This is a genomic window from Streptococcus sp. HMSC067A03, from assembly GCF_001814295.1.
Lineage (GTDB): Bacteria > Bacillota > Bacilli > Lactobacillales > Streptococcaceae > Streptococcus > Streptococcus constellatus.
The window spans coordinates 1-5,330 of sequence record NZ_KV815652.1; the positions used below are offsets into that span (position 1 = coordinate 1).

A 5,330-nucleotide genomic window follows, 5' to 3' on the forward strand; every position below is an offset into this window, starting at 1 on the left:
ACAAGACGGAGCGGCAGATGTTCCAAGAGATTTCAGATACCTTAACAGTCATGGCAAGCGAGGTGGGCGATTATGTTCAAACTAACCAATAAACTTGCACTTTCAAACTTGGTAAAAAATCGGAGCTTATACTATCCCTTTGCTCTGGCAACCATTGTAGCGACAGCAATTTTATATAGTTTTGTATCGTTAGCTTATAGTCCTAATCTGGAATCTACTTATGGTGGATCGGCTGCTCGTACGACCTTGCAATTTGGAATTTGGGTAATTCAGATTGCCGTCTTGATTCTCGTGACCTATGCCAATAGCTTTGTCATGAAAAATCGCTCCAAAGAGCTGGGAGTTTACAGCATTTTAGGAATGGAAAAGCACCAGTTGCTTCTGATGACCTTCTTTGAACTGTTTTATTTTGCTTTAGTAACTGTGGGGCTAGGACTTGGTTTGGGTCTCGTTTTAGACAAATTATTGTTTGCTGTTCTATTGAAATTTATGGGTCTGAAAGTCGTCATTGCTTCAACTTTTCAATGGTTGAATGTCTTTACTGTTCTAGTCAGTCTGAGTGTTGCCTTTGTGATCATTCTCTTGTTAAACTCTATACGCCTGCTTCGTTACAGCTCGCTTCATTTGATGAGAGAAAAGAAAGCTGGAGAAAAAAAGGGACGCTTCCTTGGCTTGCAAACATTCCTAGGACTGGGACTGCTAGCTATGGCTTATTACATTGCCCTCACAGTTGAGAAACCAGTTGCCGCAATTTTGAATTTTTTTATCGCAGTTCTCATGGTTGTGCTAGCAACTTATCTCCTCTTTAATGCAGGAACGATTACACTATTGCAATTTTTAAAGAAAAGAAAAAGATACTACTACAAAACGCAGAATTTTATTTCGGTTTCTAATTTGATTTCTCGTATGCGAAAGAATGCAGCTGGATTAGCAACGATTTCCATTCTTTCAACCATGCTCTTAGTAACACTGGTGGGCTCGCTTAATATTTATGTTGGCGGGAAAGATTACATGACTTCTTTGTATCCAAAGGATTACAATATCTCAATTACAGGTGAAACAACGACAGATAAAAATGCTGCAATTTTACAGGCGGTGAAAGACGTCGTGCGCAAAAAGGGAATACGCAATGCTCAGTATGAAGATTATAGTTATCAAATTTCCACTATTTCAAAAATCAAGGGAAACCAATTAACAGTTTCTGAAAATACAAAGCAACTAGGCATAGAAGAAGCTCAAAAAATGTTTGGAGGTTTTCTTATTATCAGTCGTCAAGAATACGAAAAAATGACAGGAAGGAAAGTTCATTTAGCTGATGATGAAGCGCTCCTTTATACAAAAAATCTTCAAATCAATCAAAAACAAGCTCTCACAATCAACGGAAAATCCTGGAAAATAAAAGAGTATCTGACAACAGATTTCACACATGGAAAGATTAGTACTGACTTTAACTTCATATCACAAAAATTTATCTATATGGTGGTTAATCAGCCTAATCAAATTGGTCTTAAAGAAGCCTACACTTATTTTATAGGCATTCAATCTTCTGATAAAAAGGTCAAACTTCAAGAGAGTCTTTTCGATGCGATTCATGAGCAGCAAGGTCAAGAAAAAGGAGGCGTTGGTGTTTCTGAACGTAAAAGGATTGAAAAAGAATACCAAGGTGTAACAGGGACTCTCCTCTTTATTGGTATCTTCTTATCAGTAATTTTCTTGCTGGGAACAGTATTGGTTATTTACTACAAACAAATTTCTGAAGGATACGAAGACCGGGAAGGATTTGTTATTTTGCAAAAAGTCGGTTTAGATGAAAAGCAAACCAAGGCAACCATTCGCAAGCAGATTTTAACAGTCTTCTTCTTGCCACTTATTTTTGCCTTTCTTCACATTGCTGCTGCCTTTCACATGTTGCAGCTGATTGTAGCCCTCTTAGGCGCAACAAATGTACCACTTTTAATCCAAACAACCATTACAACCTGCGGGATTTTCCTACTCGTTTATATTCTTGTTTTCATGTTAACATCTAGAAGTTATCGAAAAATCATAGCAAGATAAGTATTTTGAACCATTCGTCTTTTGGCGAGTGGTTTTATCTTGCAATTCTGACCTCTTGTCTAGCCAGCAAAACCTCTTATCCAAAAATACGAGATTTTTTAAAAAATGAGGAGTATGATAAGCTCATAAAATCTATTGGAGGAACGTTATGATACTAGAAACACGACATCTTAGTAAAATTTATGGTAACAAGAGAGCAGTTCATAATCTGAATCTTCAGATTGAAGCAGGCAGTTTTACGGCTATTTTAGGGCCAAATGGTGCTGGAAAGTCCACAACAATTCAAATGTTAACCAGACTTTTACAACCTACAACAGGAGAGATCTTGTATAATAGTAACATTAAATTAGGCGTTGTTTTCCAAAATAGCGTTTTGGATGATATGCTAACAGTACGAGAAAATTTAGAAATTAGGGCAGGTCAATATAATATGATTGACAAAGGAAAAGTTGATAGTTTAATTGAGCAATTAGGGTTGAAAAAATTTTCAACACAATTATATGGGACTTTATCAGGTGGGCAAAAGCGACGAGTAGATATCGCACGTGCTTTATTGAATAACCCAGATGTTCTCTTTCTTGATGAACCAACTACAGGTTTAGATATTCAAACTAGGAAAGCCATTTGGGAGCTGATTCACCAGTTGCAAATAAAAGAGAAGATGACGGTTATCTTAACCACTCATTATTTAGATGAAGCAGATGATGCAGATATGATTTATATTGTGGATCACGGTCAAGTGATTGCTAAGGGCTCTGCTAATCAGATTAAAGAGAACTATGCTCAGAATTTTCTCAAGGTATTCGTGACCGATACTGCTGATTTTAAAGAAATTTTGAAGGAAGAGATTCCTTTTGAGGAAGTAAGAGTGAATGAACTGTTGATTCACCCAGAAACGACAGAAAAGGCTTTAGAAATTCTAACATGTGGTCGCTCTTTTATTCGACAATTTGAATTTCGACCAGGAACAATGGACGATGCTTTTATGGCGTTGACAGGAAGAGAGGTACGTTAACATGATGATGCTAATGAAAAGAAATATTTTGCTCTATTTTCGTAATCGTAGTGGGGTAATTTTATCGCTTCTTGGAGCTATGATTTCCTTTATTTTGTATTTAGTTTTTTTAAAAGTAAATATCAAGGATTCATGGAGTCAGGTTCCTCATAGCAATCAATTGTTGGATTCGTGGCTCATCGGTGGGACACTTGCTATTACAGGATTGACCACGACATTTTCCAGTTTCTCTCAACTAGCAAAAGATAGAGGAAGCAAAGTAACACAAGATTTGATTCTGACAGACTTGGGACGTTGGGGCTTGTCTATCAGTTACCTTCTGAGTACGACCTTTATTGGATTTTTGATGCAAATCATTATGTTTGCTGTCATGGAAGGCTACTTTATCTGGGAAGATCAGATTGTCTTTGATTGGACTTTGCTGCCTCAAATTCTCCTTATTATGGTGCTCAATGCACTCTTATGTTCTATTTTTAATGGTATTCTTGTGAATCGTTTCAAATCAGTAGATACGCTTGGAAAGCTAGCAACAATTATCGGAGCTGCTTCTGGCTTCTTAGTTGGAACTTACATTCCAATAGGAGTTCTGCCATCGTTTGCTCAAATGATTATGAAATGTACCCCCTCTACTTATGTTGCATCTCTCTTTAGGCAAGTAATGATGAAAGATAACTTAGCTACTACTTTTCATCATAATACAGCAGCGCAAGATTATTTTAAAAAGATGATGGGGATTCAATTAAAATGGGACTCTCTATTGACAATAAAAGAAACATGCTATATAGTTGTAATAGTTTTAGTTGCTTTGCTTTTTATTTGGATAATCCAACAGATTGCTACCAATCGGTGGACTAAAACTGCTTAAATTGATGGAAAGTTAGAGATATTCTTTTGCAGACTAAATTTACAATGGATCCGACCATTCCTTCAAACGATCCACTTGTCATGATTAAAGCGGATAGGTTGGAAGATGAAGCTAAAGAAATTTTTGAATATGTACATCGTTATAAGTCATCCTATAACAATGTGATTCCTATAAAAACAGATGATAAAATTGTTATGCTGAAAACGGATCAAATTATCCTGGCAGATATCAACCAAACAACACTGATGTTGTATTGTATGGATGCTATTTATACTACAAAAGAAACGCTTACGCATTTTCAAAATCGTGTCAATCGCCAAAATTTTGTTCAAATTTCTAAGCATGCGATTATTAATATCGATCATTTGTTGTCATTATCGGATAGTTTTTCAGGGAATATGACAGCTAGATTGACAAACAATATTAAATCAAGTGTCAGTCGAAAATATGTCAAGTTGTTGATGGATTATCTGGGTCTGTAGAAAGGAGCGAACATGAAAAAAATTGCAACTTCTATGTTAGAAGGCCTGCGTACGGGTTCTTTAGCATATTTACTTGTTTTGGCTTTTCGAATCCAAGAATCACCTGTTACGACTTCTAACATTCTCAGTATTTTGATAATGAGTGCTTTGATTGGCTTGTTTTCCTTGCTGTTTGAAATTGAACGTTTTTCTTATTTGGTGCAGTTGACGATTCATTTTTTTCTTACTTTAATGGTGGTTAGTGTCATGATGGTCTATAATGGTTGGGCTTTTAATCTGGCACGGACTGAATTTTGGTTGGATTTTATTGTTATCTACATTTTAATTTGGCTGTTCGTTCGTTTAGACATTTATCTAAAAACAAAGAAAATCAATGAGGCACTTGTAAAATTAAGAAGAAATCGTACAAGAGAATAAGTTCGATATTGTGGTTATATTCAGAAGGCTGAGAACACATGTTCAAGCCTTTTTTCTTACAAAAATGTAAGTTTTTAGAGCCTAAATGAAAGGTTAAGTTATGGTAAGGCTGTGCTTGGAGTTGTATCATATAAATGTAAAGAAAAACAGAAAGTTTATAAGAATTTCTGATGACATTCAACTTTTACAAGGAGGCAGATCATGAAAACAAATTTATTAAAGAAAAAATCCATTGCAAGAACAGAAAAGATTTCCAAAGAGGAGATTGAAAAGACAAAAATGGGTTGTGCAACTAGTCAATATTATTTCTGGCTGCAATATAGTCATTGAGATATACCTTTTATATCAGTACAGATTCAAGCAATCTTACAAAAATGTAAGATAAAGTGAAAAAATGAAAGGTTAAAGTATGGAAAGTTGCTTTTCTTTTCAGTATGATAGATGTATAAAAATTATTAGGAGAAAACGATGACATTATTAGATGTTCAACATGTTA

Annotated in this window: 6 protein-coding genes and 1 pseudogene; all 7 read left to right on the forward strand. The window is 35.4% G+C overall.

The annotated features are described in order from the left end of the window. Positions 1-92, forward strand: a pseudogene (locus HMPREF2963_RS09045) (ABC transporter ATP-binding protein); the annotation flags it as partial. Further along, on the forward strand, positions 73-2,055 hold the full coding sequence (locus HMPREF2963_RS05185; protein WP_070669092.1) for an ABC transporter permease: 1,983 nt from the start codon (positions 73-75) through the stop codon (positions 2,053-2,055). The pseudogene HMPREF2963_RS09045 and the gene HMPREF2963_RS05185, both read left to right, overlap by 20 nt. 148 nt (positions 2,056-2,203) lie before the next feature. Continuing rightward, positions 2,204-3,070, forward strand: a complete 867-nt coding sequence (locus HMPREF2963_RS05190) for an ABC transporter ATP-binding protein (protein ID WP_070669094.1) — start codon at positions 2,204-2,206, stop codon at positions 3,068-3,070. A gap of 1 nt (position 3,071) precedes the next feature. After that, positions 3,072-3,935: an ABC transporter permease gene (locus HMPREF2963_RS05195; protein WP_039676772.1), complete on the forward strand. Its 864-nt coding sequence runs from the start codon at positions 3,072-3,074 to the stop codon at positions 3,933-3,935. Positions 3,936-3,961: 26 nt separating this feature from the next. Next, positions 3,962-4,417 carry a LytTR family DNA-binding domain-containing protein gene (locus tag HMPREF2963_RS05200; RefSeq protein ID WP_014829592.1) on the forward strand — a complete coding sequence of 152 codons (456 nt, stop codon included), beginning with the start codon at positions 3,962-3,964 and terminating at the stop codon, positions 4,415-4,417. Between the two features lie 12 nt (positions 4,418-4,429). Next, positions 4,430-4,834, forward strand: a complete 405-nt coding sequence (locus HMPREF2963_RS05205) for a DUF3021 domain-containing protein (protein ID WP_006269825.1) — start codon at positions 4,430-4,432, stop codon at positions 4,832-4,834. 201 nt (positions 4,835-5,035) lie between these two features. Beyond that, positions 5,036-5,164, forward strand: a complete 129-nt coding sequence (locus HMPREF2963_RS09575; protein ID WP_006269823.1) for a hypothetical protein — start codon at positions 5,036-5,038, stop codon at positions 5,162-5,164. The last annotated feature ends 166 nt before the right edge of the window (positions 5,165-5,330 follow it).

Coding starts and splice junctions, on each gene's coding strand:
- HMPREF2963_RS05185 (WP_070669092.1), top strand. CDS start 73: ATGTTCAAACTAACCAATAAACTTGCACTTTCAAACTTGGTAAAAAAT.
- HMPREF2963_RS05190 (WP_070669094.1), top strand. CDS start 2,204: ATGATACTAGAAACACGACATCTTAGTAAAATTTATGGTAACAAGAGA.
- HMPREF2963_RS05195 (WP_039676772.1), top strand. CDS start 3,072: ATGATGATGCTAATGAAAAGAAATATTTTGCTCTATTTTCGTAATCGT.
- HMPREF2963_RS05205 (WP_006269825.1), top strand. CDS start 4,430: ATGAAAAAAATTGCAACTTCTATGTTAGAAGGCCTGCGTACGGGTTCT.
- HMPREF2963_RS09575 (WP_006269823.1), top strand. CDS start 5,036: ATGAAAACAAATTTATTAAAGAAAAAATCCATTGCAAGAACAGAAAAG.